The organism is Amycolatopsis sp. AA4 (genome assembly GCF_002796545.1).
Classification (GTDB): domain Bacteria; phylum Actinomycetota; class Actinomycetes; order Mycobacteriales; family Pseudonocardiaceae; genus Amycolatopsis.
In genome coordinates this window covers 5,324,500-5,341,624 of sequence record NZ_CP024894.1, presented here as the reverse complement: position 1 = coordinate 5,341,624, position 17,125 = coordinate 5,324,500, and the positions used below count along the sequence as shown (strand labels likewise).

Below are 17,125 nucleotides of genomic sequence, written 5' to 3'. Positions count from 1 at the left end.
GACCGGATGACCAAGCGGCGGGACTTCAGCGAGTTCAACGCCAAGCTCGAGAAGCACATCGAGCGGTTGCCCGACTACGCCCAGCGCGCCCAGGAAAAGCTGCAGCGGTACTTCCCGCCGGCCGACGAGGCCGGCGGGAGGCCGCAGCAGAACGGCCGGACCCCGCGCGGTCCGGTTTCCCCGCCGCCGGTGCCGCGCCGTCCGTCGGCGTCGGCGGCGTTTTCCACGGTCGCCGGGCAGGTGCCCGCGGTGGCCGAGGTTCGCGCGAAATGGCAGCGCTGGAACGAACCGAGCGCGAAGCACCAGCGCCGGATCCGCCGCACCTCGCGCGTGCTCACGTTGTGGGTGCTGGTCACGATCCTGCTCGGGATCCTCACCGTCCTCGCCGGCACCGGCCTGCTCGGCGGAGCGATGGCCGGTCCGGAAATCGGGCAGGCGGTGTTCTCCGGTTTCGCGACGCTGGTGTTCGGCACGTTCAGCGTCCGCACCGGAATGCGGTTGCGAGAGCTGAAGAAGGTCGAACTGCCCGCCGCGCCCAGCGGCCCGCCTCCGCTGCCCGCCGCCGGTTCGGCCGCGCGCGAACCGATGGAGCGTTTGGCCGAGTCGGAAGCTTCGCTGCGCGAACTCCTGCGGCAGCTGTCGGTGCCGACTTCGCTGGGCACCACAGCGGTTCCGGAGGTTTCGGTCGCCGACGCCCGCGCGACCGCCGACGAGGCCGCCCGCGCGCTCCGTGGCCTGGCCGACCGGATCCAGGCGATCGAACGCGGCCGCGATTCCGCGCCGGAACGCGAACGTCCGGCATTGCAGGCCGCGGTCGCGAAGCTGCGCGAACAACTCGACGACGGCCTCGAAGGCTACGGCGGCCTGGTCGCCGCGGCCGGTCGCGCGGTGGCCGCGAGCAGTGACGGGATGGTCACGTCGCGGGAGGCGCTGACGGACGCGACGGACCGGCTCGCGGGGTTGGCGTTGGCGTTGAAGGATCTCGGCTGATCCTGTGCTGTTGCCGGGTCCGTGTGGTGGTCCGGGTTCGCGGTGGTTCCGTGCCGTCGGCGGATCGGCTCGCGGCGTTGCGGGGTGTTGGCTGAGCTGCTGATCGTCGGGTCGCGTGGTTTCGAGGCGGATCGGCTCGTGGCGTTGCGGGGTGTTGGCTGGGCTGCTGGACTCGGCTCCGGTGGTCGGGTCGTGCGGTCCGGGCGCGTGAGTTCGCGGCGCCTCGGGATGCGTTGGCGGATCGGCTCGCGGGCGTTGCGGAATCTCGGCTGGGCTGCTGATCCGGTCCGTCCGGCGGTCGTGCGGCCGGGAAATCCGCCGCGAAACGCCCGATCCCCGGGGTGAATGTGGTCCGGGCCCTCGGCTTCGCGCCGGCTCCGGGAAGCGCAGCGGCCGGGCGGGAAAGCCGTCCTGATGGCCGAGTTTGGGTTTCCGGTCGGCGCAACGGGACAGTCCGGCCGCGACGGTGCGTGAGTTTCCCCCGCACACCGCAACAATCGCGTAATCCGATCCTGCTGGTGACGGAAACGTCTGCGGTTTAACGTTTTTCCCATGAGGTCGGTGTTGGCACCCGCCAGGCCCGGCGTCGCGGGCTGAGGTTCGCGGCGCCGGACGTACACAGTGGACTCCTCCGATCCCGCCGAGGAAAGGACGCCCTCGTGACTACGCTCCCGCCGGAACCTGATCCTGTTCCCGTCCCTCCGCCCAGCTCGCACGAGCGGGTCCGCACCGCGTTCGAGCGGCTCGCGAAAGCCGACCGCCCCGGACTCTGGGCTTCGGTGCGCACCATGGAGGAAGTGCTCGTCGAGGCGAAAACCGTCGACGAACGCGTCCACGCCGGAGAAGACCTGCCGCTGGCCGGAACCGTCTGCGCGGCGGACGTCGAAGGCCCGGCCGCGCGCCTGACCGCCGCCGGCGCGGTCGTCCTCGGAACCGCCGTCGCGGACCCGGAAAACGCGGTCGTCGGACTCGAGATCGTCGACCTGGCCCTGGATTCCGCCGCCCGCGAGATCGCCGCCCCGCCCGGGGTGCTCACCCTGAAACCGACGCCCGGGCTCGTCCCCGGGACGACCGTTTCGGTGTCCGCGAACCGCCTCACGACTGCTCAGCGCGCCGTCGCCGCGATGCTCGGCCCCGACGGCGCAGACCCGGCGGTCCGCGAATGGCCCGCCGACGTCCGCCTTGCCGCCGGACAGCACCCGCGGCTCGGCATTCCCGCCGAAGCCAGCCTGCCGCTGCCCGCGAGGAGGGCTTTCGACGTCGCCGCGGCGTCTCTGGAAGCTTCCGGCGCCGTGCTGGTTCCAGTCGACGTCAGCGCTGTCTACGGGACCGGAAACGTCGTTGCCGCCCGCTCGCTGCTGGCGGATCTGGACGCGCTCCTCCTGCCGACCGTCGGCGTCCACGACGCGACCCTGAACGCCCTGGACCTCGCCGCGGTGACCGTGCCGGGAGACCGGCGGCCGTACGGGGTCACTGTGGTGACGCGGGCGTTCGAGGACCAGATCGGCATCGACCTGGCTTCAGTGCTGACCGGCGAACAGTCGCCGGATCCGTATCCGTGCGAGAGCGTCGAGGTCGTGGTGTTCGGGGCGCATTTGTGCGGCCAGCCGTTGCATGACGAGCTGTATGGCGCCCGGTTCGGCGGCCTGGTCCAGACCGCGGAGCGCTACCGGATGGTGCTGCTCGACGGGGTCACTCCGCCACAACCCGGCGTGATCTCCGGCTCAGCCGCCGTGGACGGCGAACGCTGGCGACTGTCTCCCGCGGCTTTCGGCCGGTTCGCTGCTGGCCTGTCCGCACCGTTCGTGCTGGGACGGGTCGAGTTGGAGGACGGGAGTTCGCCGCTCGCGGTGCTGTGCGAACCAGCGGCCGCAGCCGGTGGGCAAGGTCTGGACCGGTACGCGTCTTGGCGAGGGTATTTGCGGTTCGCGAGCACGGGCGGTCCGCGATTCCCCGGCTGAGGCGGTGAGGGGCGGGGTTTTTGTGCGACGACCGTCGTCTGCCGATGGCTGAGCCCGGGTTCGCGCGGTCGGACCCGGGCTCAGCTGCCTTCGACGCAGGGCTGGACTCCGGGTGGATTCGCCATTCGAACGCCCGTCGGCTTCGACCCTGCCGCCGGTAGTCGTGCCGAGAGGGTTCTGATTGCCAGGCGGCGAGTTCTCGGCCGACGCGGGCCCCGGTCCCTCGATCTTCGCCGCCGGGAGGTTCGCTGCACTGGCCGGATTCGCGGTCGGGCCGTGCGAGTTCGCCGGTTGCACGCCCGTTGGCGGCGGGCTTCGGGGTGGTTGTGCCGAGCGGGTTCTGGTTGCCGCGCGGCGAGTTCTCGGCCGACGCAGGCTCCGGTCTCTCAGTCTCCGCCGCGGGGCGGGGTTGGTGCCCCGGCTGCGTCCGGCGGTTACCGGGCGGCGAGCCCCCGGCCGACGCGGCGGACCAGGCCCGGACCGTGCAGGGCGAAGCCGGTGTAGATCTGCACGAGGCTGGCTCCGGCGTCGAGCATGCGGCGGGCGTCGTCCGGGCCGAGGATGCCGCCTACGCCGATGATGGGCAGCTTGCCTTCGGTCTTCTCGTGGACGAAGCGCACGACCTCGGCCGAGCGTTTGGTCAGCGGACGGCCGGAGAGTCCGCCGGTTTCCGACGCCAGTGCGGCTTCGGAGGGGGCGATGCCTTCGCGGGAGAGGGTCGTGTTGGTCGCGATGATTCCGGCGACGCCGTGGTCCAGGCAGACTTCCAGGAGTTCGGCGAGGGCGTCGTCGGTGAGGTCGGGGGCTACCTTCACCAGCAGGGGAGTGTTGCCGCCCAGTTCGGCACCCGTCTTGCGGAGTTCGGCGAGGAGTTCAGCCAGCGCGGCTTTGTCTTGCAGCGCGCGGAGGCCGGGGGTGTTGGGGGAGCTGACGTTGATCGCGAAGTAGTCCGCGTAGGGGTGCAGGGCGCGGAGGGAGAAGCGGTAGTCCTCGACTGCCTCGTCCAGCGGCGTCACCTTCGACTTGCCGATGCTGATTCCCAGCGGGACCGCGGGTTTCCCGTGCGCGGCCAGGCGGTCGGCCAGTGCTTGGGCTCCTTCGTTGTTGAAGCCCATGCGGTTGATGACCGCGTCGGTCGCCGGGAGGCTGTAGAGACGAGGTTTGGGGTTGCCCGGCTGGGGGTGGCGGGTGACCGTGCCGACCTCGACGAAGCCGAAGCCCAGGGCGGGCCAGGCGTGGAGGGCGCGGCCGTTTTTGTCCATGCCCGCGGCCAGGCCGATGCGGTTGGGGAAGGTCAGGCCCAGGACGTGGGCGGGATCGTTCGTCCGGTACAGCTTCGAGATCGGGCGGAGGGCGGTTCCGGCTCGGCTCAGGAGGGTGACCGTGCGTTCGTGCACTACCTCGGGGTCGTGGTAGGCGAGCCGGTACATCGCTGGGCGGACGATCCTGTCGAAGAGCACGTCGTCCATGCTGCCGTATCTGCGGTGGGGTGGGTGGGGTGGATCTGGGTTGGTGTGGTTTGGGTCGCGTTGGGGGGCTGGCGGCTCGTCGCCCTGGGGGCGACATTGCTGCGCCTTGGTTGCGTGGGGCACCCCGAGAGCCGATTGTGCTGACGGTTCGGGGGTGCTTGTCAAGGCGGGAAAGATGCCTTGACAAGCACCCCCGAACCGCAGGGAGGCTTTGTATCGGGGTTGGGGGAGGGGTGGGTGCCCCCGGGGGTTGGGTGCGTCGGCGGCGGTTTGTTGCGCGGCTCTGGTGTTGCTGCTTTGAGTGGGGCGGTGTGCGCTGGTAGCGCCCCAATGTGGCATTGGGTGCGTGGGATGCACCGAACGCCACATTGGGTGCGTCAGATGCACCCAATGCCACATTGGGTGCATCTCGGCGGTGTCGTGAAGGGTTCTTCACGGGGCACTGGCGCGCCGTGAGGGGAACCCTGAGGGACTCTGAGTCCGTGAAGGTGGCCCTCACGGCGTCAGTCGGCGCGTCCCGAAGCCGGGGTGTCGGCCTGGTAAGCCAGGGCCCGGCCGGTGCGCCGAAAATCCCACGCACGACTCGACCGCATGCCGGTGAGATCAGTTCCTCCGGGCGGCTCCGGCCTTCCACTCGTCTTCCAACATGGCGTAGACCAATTCGTCGGTCCACTCGCCCTTGACGATCTCGTTTTCCCGCAGACGCGCTTCCTGCCGCATGCCCAGACGCTCCATCAACGCCGCCGACGCGGTGTTGCGTCCGTCGCAGCGGCCGATGATGCGGTGCAGTCCCAGGTCTTCGAAGCCCAGCCGCAGGACTTCCCTGGTCGCTTCCAGTGCCAGGCCTTTTCCGTGGTGGTCGGGGTGGAAGACGAAGCCGATCTCGCCTTGGCGGTGTTCGGCGCTGAGGTATTCGAGGTTGAGATCGCCGATCAGCTGCCCGGTTTCGGCGAGTTCCACGGCGACGGCCAGGAACTGGCCCTCCTCCGACAGCGTCGAGCTGTGGACGCGCTTCGCCAGCGCGGCCGCGGATTCCGCACGGCTGCGCGGTCCCCAGTACAGGTAGCGGACGACGTCCGCGCGCGACTGGAACGAGTTCAGGGCATCGAGATCGTCGTCCCGGAACGGGCGGAGGAGCAGGCGTTCGGTGCTGATCGGATAGTCCGGCCTGAGCATCCTCCAAGCCTAGCGACTTCTCCCGGTCCGGAGGAACCGCCGCGGTGATCGCTGAGCGCGGAAGGGCGCTGCTGTGATGTGGCGCGGGTCCGGAGGAACCGTCGTGGTGCCCGCCGAGAGTGGAAAGGCTCTGCTGCACACGGTGCGGTCCGAAGGAACCACCGCGGGTGCTCGCCGAGAGCGAAAACCCCCGCCGCGACACCGAAGCGGGCATGGAAATTCCCGGGGCGCCTCCTGGACGCCGTCAGCGTCCAGGCTCGAGCCGGACCGGTGCTCGAGAACCCCGGGAACCCGGTGACTGCCTGGTATTCGTCAGCAGGCAGCACGTGAAGCAGGCGATGAGCCGAAGGTGGCTCTTGCTGTATCGCTGCTCAAAGTCCCAACACGCGCCATCCGCTAGCGGACAGCCACCTCACGAGTCCTGTGTGAATACAACTTAGGACCACCTCCTCTCTCGTGTACTGCCACGCTAACCGCGAACCTCCCTGTCCGGCAACATCATTTGCGCGGCGGTCCATCGGCGGGGACGGGGCCGGGCTGGCAGCGCGGGCAGCACCAGGTCGGGCGCTGGTACTGGCCGTCGCCCTGCTGGCGCACCAGCAACCGGCCGCCGCAGCGGAAGCAGCCTTGGCGGGTGCGTTCGTAGACCCAGGTGCGGCGGCCGCGGCGGAGGTCGCCGGTGGTGGCTTGTTCGTGTCGCCACGCGTTCGCCACCAGCAGTTTCCGGGCTAGTGCCACCGCGCGTGCGGGGTCCACTTCGGACACTGGGGTCCACGGGGAAACCCCTAGCAGGAACGAGATCTCGCATTTGTACAGGTTGCCGACGCCGGCCATGACACGCTGGTCCAGCAGTGCGTCGCCGAGTTCGCGTTCGGGTTTCGCGGAGAGGTTGGCCGCGGCCAGCGCGGCGTGCTCGTCCGTCCACTGTGGATCCAGCAGGTCCGGTCCGAGATGGTCGACGAGGGTGTGTTCCTCGGCGGTGGGCAGCAGTTTCAGGTCGTGCAGCCGGAAACCGACGGCCTGGACGTCCTCGGTCATCAGCACGACGCGCGCGTGATGCGCGGGCATCGCCCACTTCGCGCCCGCGGCCTGGATCTTCCACGAGCCGTCCATCTTCAGGTGGCTGTGCAGCGTGAGGTCGCCGGAGAAGCGCGTGAAGAGATGCTTGCCGACGGTGCCGACGCCGTGCACCTCCCGGCCCGCGAGGTCCACAGTGGCCAGTTCGGGGTGCCGGAACTCCCCGCGCACCAGCGTTTTCCCGGCGAGCGCGCGGTCGAGCAGCTTTCCGGCGAGGAATACGGTGTCGCCCTCGGGCACGGGTCAGCCCGCGGTTTCCGACACTTCCGCCTGCACCGCTTCCTCCTCGGCGCGCACGCGGTGCCGTCCGGCGCGGTTGGAGCGCAGGATTTTGGCGAGAACCATGTTGAACGTCAGCGCGATCTCCTGTGCGCCAGGGGAATGCCATTCGTGGATCGGGCTGCACGCGCCCTGGGCCTGCTGCACCGCGAGCCGGTCCGGGATCGCCGTCGGCATCACCAGCGAACCGAAGTTCTCGCGCAGTTCCGCGACCCGGAACTGGTGCTCGTAGGACCGCACGCGCAGCTTGTTCACCAGCACGCCGATCGGCCGCAGCGACGGATTGCTGTCCTCGCGGATCCGTTCGATCGCTTCGAGCGCGCGCTGGGCTCCGGCGACCGCGTACATTGTGGGTTCGGTCACAATCAGTGCGCTGTCGGCCGCCACGAGCGCCGATTTGGTGAGTCGGCCGAGCGACGGCGGGCAGTCGATGATCGCCAGTTCGTACGGGTCCTCACGCAACGGATGCTGATGCAGCTCGTCGAGCGCGCGGGAAAGGTTCTCCAGGCGGCGGCCGTCGGACTCGGGTTCGTTGAGCGACTCCAGCTCCTCGGCGCCGACCAGCACGTCGATCTCCTCGCTCCAGACGCTGGGCGCGATCGCGCGTTCGAGGACGGCCCGCGCGGGCGTCTCGAGCACGTCGGCGAGCGTCGCGTCGGTGAACGGCGGGTCGAGCGAGGTGGTGGCGTTGCCCTGCGGGTCGAGGTCGGCTACGAGCGTGCGGGTTCCCCTACGCAGCGCGGCCGACGCGATACCGAGCGCGACCGTCGTTTTGCCGACACCACCCTTGAGGCTGAGAACGGCGACCGTGTGCACTCGATACAGCCTACGGGCCGCGCGCCGGGGCGGTAGCCCGGAAGGTGGCGAACGCCGCTGCGGCGCCCACGCGGGTCACGGCAAGTGACCGGCGGCCATTACCCTGTCGGCCATGAAGACCGACACCGTGGCCGCCCGGGGTTCGGGCGCTGTTCGCCGGGCGCTCGAGGCCGAACTGCGGGCCGCCCGCGCCCGCGGCGTGGAGCAGCCGGTCGTCGTCGACGTCGGCGGCGGGAGCGGCGGCTGGGCGGTGCCGTTCGCCTCGGCCGGATGCCTGGTCACCGTGGTCGAACCGAACCCGAACGCGCTCGCGACGCTGCGCCGCCGCGCCGAGGAAGAGGGCGTCTCCGGCAGCATCACGGTGATCGCGGACGACTCCGACGCGCTCAGCGCGCACGTCGCGGCCGGGTCCGCGGACCTGGTGCTGGCGCACGGCCTGCTGGAGGTCGTGGACGACCCGCGCGCGGTGCTCGACGCTCTCGCCACTGCTGTTTCGCCCGGGGGTGCGGTGTCGGTGCTGGTGGCCAACCGCACCGCGGCCGTGCTGCATCGCGCGCTGGCCGGTCGGATCTCCGAGGCGCGCCAGCTGATGGAAGGCCCGGACGGCATCGTCGCGGGGGACACCGTGCTGCGCCGGTACGACAGCGCCGGGCTGACCGATTCGCTCGTGGACGCCGGCCTGGAGGTCACGCTGCTGCAGGGCGACCGGGTGATCTCGGACGTCGTGCCGGGCGGGGTCCGCGAGGACGAGCTGGCCGAGTTCGAGCTGAGCGCCTCGGCGGTGCCCGCGCTGCGCGACGTCGCGGGCCGGTTGCACGCGATCGCCCGGCGGGCCTGATCCGCTCCCGGCGAGGCCCGCGCCACCCGTAAGCGTGGCCGCCGGGACCCGAACGCCCGGAATTGTCGGTGGCGGCGGGTAGCGTCCGGAGGCGTGGGGAGAAACGCCGAACTGCCGAGCGGGATGGCCCGCTATCGCGTCACCACGGGCGCGACCGAACTGCCGGACGACACCGGCTGCTCGATTCTGCACGTGGACATGGACGCCTTCTTCGTGTCGTGCGAACTGCGCACCCGGCCGGAGCTGGCGGGCCAGCCGGTCGTCGTGTCCGGCGGCGGCCCGCGCTCGGTCGTCGCCGCGGCGAGCTATCCGGCGCGGCGTTTCGGCGTGCGCTCGGCCATGCCGTTCGCCACGGCCAAACGGCTCTGCCCGCAGCTGGTCTGCATCCAGCCGACGCCCGGGCTGTACGGCGAGGTGTCGCGCGGCGTCATGGGGATTTTCCGGCAGCTGACGCCGCTGGTCGAGCCGCTGAGCCTGGACGAGGCCTTCCTTGACGTAGGAGGAGCCCTGCGGCGGCTGGGGAGCACTCCGGGCGCGCTGGGGGCGCGGATCCGGGAACGCGTGCAGGCCGAACACGGGATCTCGTGCTCGGTCGGGGTCGCGAAGGTCAAATTCGTGGCGAAACTGGCTTCGGGGATGGCCAAGCCCGACGGGATGGTGATCGTCCCCGCGGCCGAGACGCTCGAGTTCCTGCATCCGCTGCCGGTGTCGGCGCTGTGGGGCGTCGGGAAGCGGACCGAGGAACAGCTGCGCCAACACGGCTGGCACACGATCGCGGACATCGCCGCCACCCCGCCCGCCCGGCTGCGGCGCGCGGTCGGCCGCGCGGCCGGGGACCACCTGTGGGCCTTGGCGAACGGCCACGACGACCGGGCGGTGGAACCGGAGTCGGCGGAGAAGTCGATCGGGGCCGAGCACACCTTCGACGTCGACGTCCTGGATCGCGGCGAGCTGAGCGTGGAACTGCTGCGTCTGTCCGAACGGGTCGGAGCGACGCTCCGCTCGCGCGGGCTGCGCGGGAGAACGGTGTCGATCAAGGTGCGGTTCGCCGATTTCCGCACGATCACCCGGGCCCGCACGGTCCTCTCGGCGACCGACGTGGCCCGCGACATCCACCGCACGGCGGTCGAGCTGCTGACCGAACACGCGCCGACGGGAGCGGTCCGGCTGATCGGGGTGCGAGTCGAAGGACTCGACACCGGCGACGACGGGGAGCAGCTGTCGTTCGAGAACGACGAGCCGCGCTGGCGGGACGCGGAGGTGGCCGCGGATGTGGCGAGACTGAAGTTCGGCTCGGCGGCTATTCGGCCCGCTTCGCTGCTTTCCCCTCGGGGGGAGTGAAGGCGCGGGGAGCTGCTGGAGGAAGAGCGAGGTTTGGTCTCGGAGCGCCGCCGTCGGCGGCCACGTTGCCGAGAGCGTCGCTGGCGCAAGGCGGGCGAAGCCCATGGGTCCTCGAGGGGGTTGGCCGACGCCAGCCTGGCAGTGCAGGTGTGCGGGCTGGCAGTGGCTGCGCACGTCAGGGGCGGGGCTGGTGGGTCCGCTCACGGGTGGTCGATGCCGGTCTAGCGTCCAGGCGGCCGGATTGGCAGCGGCGAGCGGGATGGGGCCGGGTCGCTCCGTCTGATCGGCCGGTCGTTCGCTGTCCGGGGCGTCTCTCGGAACCGCCTCGGATGGACCTCCCAGCCGGATTTGTCCGCTGCGGCGGGTTGGTGGGCAATTCACCGGGATGGCCGGATCGGCGAGAGTCGGCACCGGCGCAAAGGGGGTCGGGCGGGTCCTGCGATAGGGGTTCGGCGGTCGCGCTGAGTCAGCGTGCTTCGGGGTGTTCAGGTGGTGGGGAACTGGCGATCTCGAAGGTCTTCGGGTGAAGGAATGGCGGAGGGTATCGATCGGCGGAAGATCGTCCCGGCAAGGGCGTCGGCAGGGCGGGTGGTCGGCGCGAGGACGGTTTCTCTCCGTCACGAGGGACCCCGCGCGGGGGAGGCAGACGGGGCGGCGCGGCCGCCTGGACTGCGCCGAAGGGGGTGACTTCCGTCGCGGTGACGCAGTGTCAACCCGCATTGTGCGGGATTTCCCCCGATTCGATCATTTCAGGATCGGGGATCGGGTAGTCGGACGAGCGCGGGGCTCGTATCCTGGACAGTGCCACCCCGCCTGGGGTTGGCTGTTGGGTCCAGGACGTTGCGCGGCCCGGCGCCCGCGACAGCTGTGCCGGAGGAGGAAAGATGCCACTCTCCGAGCATGAGCAGCGGCTGCTCGACCAGATCGAGCGCGAGCTCTATGCCGAGGACCCCAAGTTCGCATCCACGGTGCGCGGCACCCGGTTGCGCCGACCCGCGCGCCGTCGGCGCATCCAGGGGATCGCCCTGTTCGTGGTGGGCGTTGCGCTGCTGGTGCTCGGCGTGGTGATCCCGGTGTTGCGGGTCGCCGACGTGCCGGTGGTCAGCGTGCTCGGGTTCCTCGTGATGTTCTTCGGGGTCATGATGGCCGTGACGTCGCTGCGCCACAGCGACAGCGGCGGCAAGGACAGCCATGACGACGGAGGCGGTGGGAAGCCGACCGGCCGCAAGAGCTCCTTCACACAGCGCATGGAGGAACGTTTCCGCCAGCGCTTCGAAGGCCAATAGCACGACGGCGAATCCGCGCTTCTCCCCTCGGGGCGGAGCGCGGATTCTCGTGCGCGGGCACGGACTGCACCGCTTGGCGGGACACGGACGCCTGATTCCCGGTGGTGCGGCTGAGTCGCGCTTGACGCGCGGCTGACCCGCGTCGCGTGCGCTCGCCCGGTTCGGGATGCTCGGCCGGGGAACCGGTTTGCTCCGAGCCATGCATTGGTGCCGCGCGACAGCCGATGGGCTGAATGCGGCACCGGACGAGGTGAGGTCGGGCAGCGGGTGTCGTGACGGCTGGGGAACTGGTCGCGTTCCGAGGCGTGCGCTGTGGCGAGGCGACGGCGGTGGGCTGAGGCGACATTGCGCCGGAATCGTGGCGAGGTGCCGAGTGGCGAGGTGCCGGTTCGGAACGGACTGGGCGTTGTGGAGCTGTGCTCGGCCGGGGCAACTGGTCGTGTCCCGAGACGCGCGCCGTTGCCGGGTGGTGGACTGAACGCGCTATCGGATCGGGTGAGGGCGGCAGTCGTGCCGAGGTGCTGGTTCGGGGCTGGCCGCTGAAGTCGTGGCGGCCGGACGGGTCGCTGGAGCGGCCCGTAGGTGCGGCAGCGATCGCGACGGTTTGGGGCGGCGAACCGCCGCCCGCAACCACCGCGAGGCGCGAGTTAACGCGTCACCAAGGCACCGCGCGGGTTCAGACATCAACTCCAGCCAAGGCTCACCGTCGTCGGCGAAGTACCGATCGCGGGAACAACCGTCCCCGCAGAGACAACGGCGCGGTCCGGCGCAGGCTTTCCCGCAGCTGTCCAAAAGCGGGCTCCAGTGCCGCGTCCGGGGTGGCCTCGTCGCTGTACCAGCTGCGCTCCACCGCGCCCAGCACAGTGCGCAACGCCTCCCGCCCGGGCTCGTCCAGGCGGTGGCGTTCGGCGATCTTCCCGCCGGCCACGCGGACCGTGTCGCTGTCGGAGATCGGCAGGTCCCGGTCCGCGCACTCCGCTTTCAGTTCGCGCCACGCGGCGTCGGCGGCGCCGGGAGAGTGGGTCGCGATGGTCTGGAGATGGCGGCGGCGCACCAGGTCCCGGATCGCGGCCGGGCCTCCGATCGCGGCCAGGATCACGACCACGATCGCGGCGAACCACCACGACACCGTTCCGGCCAGCAGGCCGAGCGCGGCGACCAGCAGGACGGCTCCGGTCAGCGGAAGCCACAACGCGGCCAGGTGCAACGAGGTCGGGGCGGCGACCGCGTTTCTGACCAGCACGTCGCCGTCCGGCGTGGCACCCGGCGGCACGCCCGCCGGGGCCATGCCGGGACGGGGGCGGCGGCGCAGGAAGTACGACGTGGCGACGGCGGCGACGCCCAGGACGGCCAGAGCCAAAGCCAGCCAGGTGAGCCAGCTGTCGTCGGGGGTGGTGTCGGCGGGGGCGGCGGGCGTCGCCTGGTCGTGGGTCTTGTCGGTCGGCGCGCCGGCGGACGGGGCGGCCGAACGCGGGGCCGTCGGCAGGTCGTCGGTCGCGTTGGGCTGTTGCGGGTTCTGGGTGTTCTGCTGCAGATACGGCGGGACGATGCCGCGGCCGTCGGCGAGCGGGGTCGGGTCGAAGCTGACCCAGCCCTTGTCCCCGAAGTACGCCTCGACCCACGCGTGCGCGTCCTGCGAGCTGATCGACTGGTAGTCGCCCTTGGAAACGCCGGGGGTGAAGCCGATCGCGACGCGCGCGGGGATGTGCGCGACCCGCAGCATCACGGCCATCGCCGACGCGTATTGCTCGCAGTAGCCCCGTTTTCCCTTGAGGATGAAGTCGGCGAGCGCGTCGGCGTCGGTGGCGTCGGCGGTCTTCGTGTCGTAGACGAAACCGTTCTGCGCGCTGAAGTACTGCCACAGCGCGGTGGCCCGGTCGAAGTTGTTCGACTTGCCCGCGGTGAGCTGCTCGGTCAGCGCCGTGACGCGCCGGTCGACCTGCCCGATCCGCGTGTACAGCGCGGGGACCTCGTCGGATTTCGGCGCGGCTTCGCGCAGTTCGGCGGCGGTCGGCTCCTTGAGCGACGCGGTTTCCACATAGGACGGAGCGGGTTCGCTCGTCGTGGTGAACACCGAGCCGCTGACCCGGTCGTACAGCCACTGCGGCGGCACGCCCCGGAGCGCGCGCGGGGCGCCGTAAACGGGGAGCCAGTTGTCGACCCACCGCGTCGGCTGGATCTGGATCTGCCGCGACACTCCGGTGCCGTCGTCGCCGGGCGCGGCGGGCAGCGTGCTGTTCGCCAGCACGCCGGTCTGCGCCTGGCCGCCGGCGCGCAGGCCCCAGCCCTTGTTCGGGGTGTAGGTGTCCAAAGTGAACGCGCGCAGCAGCCGCCGGTCCGGGCCGAGGCCGCGGACCTGGAACAATTCGGTGTTCTGGCCCTGGTCGAGCAGGCCGCGCAGCTGCGTGAACGGCGCGATGCCGAAGCCGCCGGTCCCGTCGCCGTCGCCGCCCGGGCCGGAGCCGAACGGGATCTTGCCGACGGTCCCGACCATGGTGATCCCGCCGCCGAGCAGGCCGAGCACGATCGCGGAGCTGACCACGGCGACCGGGGCTTGCAAGAGCCGCAGCGTGCCGCCGGACCCGGGGGCGTCGCGGTTGCGCCAGCGGCGATGCCGGTGGTTGCCGTCCAGGGCGAGCAAGCACGCGAAGGCGCCCGCCCCGAGCACGAACGTCCACCACGGCATCAGCTCGTCCGACAGCGCCGCGGGCACCGCGTACACGCAGAGCAGCACCAGGCCGGTCGCCGCGGGCGCCGCGGCGGCGACGGCGAGCGTGTCGACCAGTACCGCGACCAGGCCGATCGCGATCGTGACCAGGCACAGGATCGGCTGCGTGCTGTCGACCGGCGGCAGGCCGGTCCGGATCTGCTCGGCCGCGGCGGCGAGCGTCGCCCGCAGCTCGCCGAAGGCGGTGGGGCCAGGGAAGATCGTGAGCACACCCTGCGTCGTGAACGCCCCGGTGATCAGGAACAGCAGCACGAGCAGCTGCCCGAACCCGGCGACGACCGTCGGCGCGCGCAGCGACCGCAGCGCCAGCCCGGTGCCCGCGACCAGCACGACGGCCACGAACAGGTACCCGAACCACGCCCAGCCGGAGACGACGCTGGTCAGCGACGTGGCCGCGCACAGCGTCGCGAGCCCGGCGGCTATCGGCGGCAGGACGCTGCTCCGCCACGCGGGCGGGGGATCGGCCGGCTGCGGCGTGGGCGTGTGCGGGATCGGCGGCGCACCGGACGGCCGGGGAGCAGTGGTGGTCATCGGTTCCCCCTGCGTGCTCGTGCGCGATCCCGGCCGCGCACGACGGTGGCGGCCGGGTTCATCGCGTCCCGCCGATCACTGTCGACCGGTGGGTGCCCGCGCGGCACAGCAGCCCCCACACCTCGGGCATCGGCGTCTGCGGACCGGCCACCACAACGCCCCATCCGGCCCCGCGCAGCAGTTCCGCCGACTCCTCGGTCGCCGCGGCGAGGTGGTCCGGCGAGGCCGAGCCCGCCCAGGCCGGGGTGTCCAGGAGAACGGCGAGGCTGCGGACGCCGCGCGCCCGGTACCGCGTCAGCTCGTGCACCGATTCCGCGCTCACCGTGCCCAGGATCGCGATCAGTTCCTGTCCTTCGGCCGGATCGTGGCCGAGCGTCACGTCTCGCTGGTGCGCCGGCTGAAGCGCGGCCAGCGCGTCGAGGACCAGGTTGTCGTAGCCCTCGCCGCCGTCGGCGGGCGAGTCGGCCAGCGAGACGCCGTGTTCGGTCACCAGCCGGACCCGGTGCCCGGTCCGCCGCAGATGCAACGACACCGACGCGGCGAACGACACCGCCCACTCCAGGCTCGCCGCCGGGCCGCTGCCGTGGTGCGCGGCCGCGCGGTGGTCCAGCAGTACTGTCGTGCCGCCGCGCCACGGACGTTCCTCGATGCGGACCATGATCTCGTCCCGGCGCGCGGTCGAGCGCCAGTGGACCTTCCGCATGTCGTCGCCGGTGCGGTAGTGCCGCACGATCACGTCCGGCTCGCCCTGCCCGGAATGCAGCCGGACGCTTCCGTCGTCGCCCGCCCCGGCCCCGGCGCCGCCGGGAAGACCCCACAGCGGCACCACGCGCGGGACGACGACCAGGCGCGAATGACCGATCAGCTCCCGTTCGAACTCGCACAGCCCGAACGGGTCGGTGATCGTCGCGCGCAGGGGCCCGACCTGCTGGATCCCGCGCATGCCCGGCCGCAGCGGATACCGCAGCAGCACTCGCCGGTCGTGCGGCAGCCGCTCGACCACGAAGCGCGGGCGGGAGCCCAGCGCGTACGGCACGCCGTCCTCCAGCAGCACCTCGCCGCCGGGCAGCCGTCCGCTGCGCCACAGTTCCAGGTCGACCTCGCCGGTCGAGCCCGCCGCGACCCGGTCCGGGCGCAGCGAACGCGCCGCGCCGAGGCGCAGCCGGGTGGCCGAGATGTAGGCGGCGACCAGCAGCGGCAGGGCGACCACGAAGACCGCGACGCGGAGCAGGTCGCGTTCGTTGAGCACCAGCGAGCACACCGCGGCCGCGATCCCGGCGGCGAGGAGGCAGCGGCCTCGGGTGGTGAGGCCGGAAAGCGCGCGCAGCATGCGGATTCCCCTGTTTCGGGTAGCGGGACGCGCCTCAGCGGGCCGAGCCCTGGGGGACGGGGACGCGGTGCAGCACCGCGCGGACCACGTCGGTCGCCGAACGGCGGGCGGCGTGCGCCTCGGTGGTGAGCACCAGCCGGTGCGCCAGCACGGGGACCGCGACCGTGTGCAGGTCGTCGGGCACCACGTAGTCGCGCCCGGACAGCGCGGCCTGCGCCCGCGCGGCCCGGACCAGGTGCAGCGTCGCGCGCGGCGACGCGCCGAGCCGGATCTCCGGCACCTGCCGGGTCGCCGACACGACGTCGACGGCGTACCGGCGGACCTCCGGCGCGATGTGCACGCCGCGGACGGTCTCGATCAGCCGCAGCATCGTCTCGCCGTCGGACACCGGGGTCAGGTCCGCGAGCGGGTTGTGCCCGGAATGCTCGTCGACCATGGCCAGTTCGGCCTGCTGGTCGGGGTAGCCGATGGACACCCGCGCGGTGAACCGGTCGCGCTGGGCCTCGGGCAGCGCGTAGGTGCCCTCCATCTCGATCGGGTTCTGCGTCGCGATCACCATGAACGGCGCGCCGAGCGTGTACGTGCTCGTGTCGACCGTGACCTGGTGCTCCTCCATGCACTCCAGCAGCGCGGACTGCGTCTTCGGCGAGGCCCGGTTGATCTCGTCGCCGACCACGATGTTCGCGAACACCGGGCCGGGCCGGAACTCGAACTCGCCGGTCTGCCGGTTGTAGATGGAGACGCCGGTGACGTCGCTGGGCAGCAGGTCGGGCGTGAACTGCACGCGGCTGACGGTGCAGTCGATCGAGCGCGCGAGCGCCTTGGCGAGCGAGGTTTTGCCGACGCCCGGGACGTCCTCGACGAGCAGGTGACCCTCGGCCAGGAGGGTCACCAGCGCGATCCGGATGACGTCCGGCTTGCCGACGAGGACGCGCTCCACGTTCGCGGCGATCCGGCGCGCGGTGTCGTGCAGTTCGCCGAGCCCGGCCGCCGGGACCTGAGCCAGCCCGTCCGCGGACTCGACCGCCGGGTACGGCGGCTGCCCGGACCCGTTGCCGTGACCTCCGGCGGGGGAAGCGGACTGGATTCTCGACGTCACTCGACCTCCTGGTGGCGCAATAGCTGGACGGGAACCGGCGGGGATGCGCGCCTGTCCAGCGTTCTCCCCAGTGTGTCAAACCCGGGAGAACTGGGCGGCGGAACCCCGAGATCGTTTCATGGTGACGCCCAGCCACCCCAGTGCTCCTTCTTACGGGTGATTATGAGGCATTTTCAGGTGATCCCGCTGACCGTATGCACTGTC

Annotated in this window: 12 protein-coding genes; 5 read left to right on the top strand and 7 right to left on the bottom strand. The window is 71.4% G+C overall.

Annotation, left to right across the window (positions count from 1 at the left end; genetic code table 11):
• Positions 1 to 6: 6 nt before the first annotated feature.
• Complete coding sequence (locus CU254_RS24720) at positions 7 to 990, top strand: hypothetical protein (RefSeq protein ID WP_009080416.1); 984 nt, start codon at positions 7 to 9, stop codon at positions 988 to 990.
• Between the two features lie 659 nt (positions 991 to 1,649).
• Positions 1,650 to 2,951, top strand: coding sequence for a hypothetical protein (locus tag CU254_RS24715; protein WP_009080414.1), 1,302 nt, complete (start codon positions 1,650 to 1,652; stop codon positions 2,949 to 2,951).
• 434 nt (positions 2,952 to 3,385) lie between these two features.
• On the opposite strand, the gene CU254_RS24710 is transcribed toward CU254_RS24715, so the two are convergent.
• The 4 genes from CU254_RS24710 to CU254_RS24690 all read right to left on the bottom strand — a co-directional run bounded on the left by CU254_RS24710 (position 3,386) and on the right by CU254_RS24690 (position 7,768).
• A complete protein-coding gene (locus CU254_RS24710) occupies positions 3,386 to 4,411 on the bottom strand; it encodes a quinone-dependent dihydroorotate dehydrogenase (RefSeq protein WP_037717880.1) in 1,026 nt (341 codons plus the stop codon).
• A gap of 612 nt (positions 4,412 to 5,023) precedes the next feature.
• Complete coding sequence (locus CU254_RS24700; protein WP_009080410.1) at positions 5,024 to 5,596, bottom strand: GNAT family N-acetyltransferase; 573 nt, start codon at positions 5,594 to 5,596, stop codon at positions 5,024 to 5,026.
• 498 nt (positions 5,597 to 6,094) lie between these two features.
• Entirely contained in the window at positions 6,095 to 6,913 is an 819-nt protein-coding gene (locus CU254_RS24695; protein WP_009080407.1) for a DNA-formamidopyrimidine glycosylase family protein, read from the bottom strand.
• A gap of 3 nt (positions 6,914 to 6,916) precedes the next feature.
• Positions 6,917 to 7,768, bottom strand: a complete 852-nt coding sequence (locus CU254_RS24690; protein WP_009080406.1) for a ParA family protein — start codon at positions 7,766 to 7,768, stop codon at positions 6,917 to 6,919.
• A gap of 112 nt (positions 7,769 to 7,880) precedes the next feature.
• Here CU254_RS24690 and CU254_RS24685 point away from each other — a divergent pair, with 112 nt between their 5' ends.
• The 3 genes from CU254_RS24685 to CU254_RS24675 all read left to right on the top strand — a co-directional run bounded on the left by CU254_RS24685 (position 7,881) and on the right by CU254_RS24675 (position 11,233).
• Complete coding sequence (locus CU254_RS24685) at positions 7,881 to 8,606, top strand: methyltransferase domain-containing protein (protein ID WP_037714698.1); 726 nt, start codon at positions 7,881 to 7,883, stop codon at positions 8,604 to 8,606.
• Positions 8,607 to 8,729: 123 nt separating this feature from the next.
• Positions 8,730 to 9,947 (top strand): DNA polymerase IV, encoded by a 1,218-nt coding sequence (dinB, locus tag CU254_RS24680; protein ID WP_037714696.1) that lies wholly within the window; start codon positions 8,730 to 8,732, stop codon positions 9,945 to 9,947.
• 884 nt (positions 9,948 to 10,831) lie between these two features.
• On the top strand, positions 10,832 to 11,233 hold the full coding sequence (locus CU254_RS24675) for a DUF3040 domain-containing protein (protein WP_009080401.1): 402 nt from the start codon (positions 10,832 to 10,834) through the stop codon (positions 11,231 to 11,233).
• 700 nt (positions 11,234 to 11,933) lie between these two features.
• On the opposite strand, the gene CU254_RS24670 is transcribed toward CU254_RS24675, so the two are convergent.
• From CU254_RS24670 to CU254_RS24660, 3 genes are read right to left on the bottom strand one after another with little or no spacing between them, the layout of a single operon-like run.
• A complete protein-coding gene (locus CU254_RS24670; protein ID WP_100266864.1) occupies positions 11,934 to 14,492 on the bottom strand; it encodes a DUF3488 and transglutaminase-like domain-containing protein in 2,559 nt (852 codons plus the stop codon).
• A gap of 58 nt (positions 14,493 to 14,550) precedes the next feature.
• Positions 14,551 to 15,822 carry a DUF58 domain-containing protein gene (locus CU254_RS24665; protein ID WP_037714693.1) on the bottom strand — a complete coding sequence of 424 codons (1,272 nt, stop codon included), beginning with the start codon at positions 15,820 to 15,822 and terminating at the stop codon, positions 14,551 to 14,553.
• Between the two features lie 34 nt (positions 15,823 to 15,856).
• The gene (locus CU254_RS24660) at positions 15,857 to 16,921 is read right to left on the bottom strand and encodes a MoxR family ATPase (RefSeq protein ID WP_009080396.1); all 1,065 of its coding nucleotides are present in this window, start codon (positions 16,919 to 16,921) and stop codon (positions 15,857 to 15,859) included.
• Between the last annotated feature and the right edge of the window lie 204 nt (positions 16,922 to 17,125).

Excerpts from the sequence above, each read along its gene's own strand:
- CU254_RS24720 (WP_009080416.1), top strand. The coding sequence starts at position 7 with ATGACCAAGCGGCGGGACTTCAGCGAGTTCAACGCCAAGCTCGAGAAG.
- CU254_RS24700 (WP_009080410.1), bottom strand. The coding sequence starts at position 5,596 with ATGCTCAGGCCGGACTATCCGATCAGCACCGAACGCCTGCTCCTCCGC.
- CU254_RS24685 (WP_037714698.1), top strand. The coding sequence starts at position 7,881 with ATGAAGACCGACACCGTGGCCGCCCGGGGTTCGGGCGCTGTTCGCCGG.
- dinB (WP_037714696.1), top strand. The coding sequence starts at position 8,730 with ATGGCCCGCTATCGCGTCACCACGGGCGCGACCGAACTGCCGGACGAC.
- CU254_RS24675 (WP_009080401.1), top strand. The coding sequence starts at position 10,832 with ATGCCACTCTCCGAGCATGAGCAGCGGCTGCTCGACCAGATCGAGCGC.
- CU254_RS24670 (WP_100266864.1), bottom strand. The coding sequence starts at position 14,492 with ATGACCACCACTGCTCCCCGGCCGTCCGGTGCGCCGCCGATCCCGCAC.
- CU254_RS24665 (WP_037714693.1), bottom strand. The coding sequence starts at position 15,822 with ATGCTGCGCGCGCTTTCCGGCCTCACCACCCGAGGCCGCTGCCTCCTC.